The organism is Rhodococcus sp. T7 (assembly GCF_009872365.1).
GTDB lineage: Bacteria > Actinomycetota > Actinomycetes > Mycobacteriales > Mycobacteriaceae > Rhodococcus_F.
Genome location: NZ_WXYH01000389.1, coordinates 139,661 through 139,974, shown reverse-complemented (window position 1 = coordinate 139,974; position 314 = coordinate 139,661). Strand labels below are relative to the sequence as shown.

Genomic DNA, 314 nt, shown 5'->3' with positions numbered 1-314 from the left:
CGGTTCGCCAATCCGATCCGGGCGGCCTCCTCGGCGCCGACGAAACGCGCCGTGTAGGCGATCTCCGCGGCCCGGCCGGGTCCGACGAGCCTGGTGAGCTGCCACGACGTGCCGAGCTCGCCGACGGACAGTCCGACCTTGACGAACGCCGCATTGAACTTCGCGGTGGGCGCCACGAGCCGGATGTCGCAGGCGAGCGCCAGCGACAGACCGCCACCGGACGCGGCACCGTGAATTGCGGCGATCACCGGGAACGGCAGGTGGTGCAGCGCCGCCAGGCCACCGGTCGCGGTCTCCTGGAACCTGAGGAACTC

General features: G+C 71.3%; 1 protein-coding gene. It reads right to left on the bottom strand.

What is annotated here, in order from left to right:
* The coding region (locus MLGJGCBP_RS44620) for an enoyl-CoA hydratase/isomerase family protein (RefSeq protein ID WP_201453367.1) at positions 1–314 on the bottom strand (314 nt) is incomplete at both ends.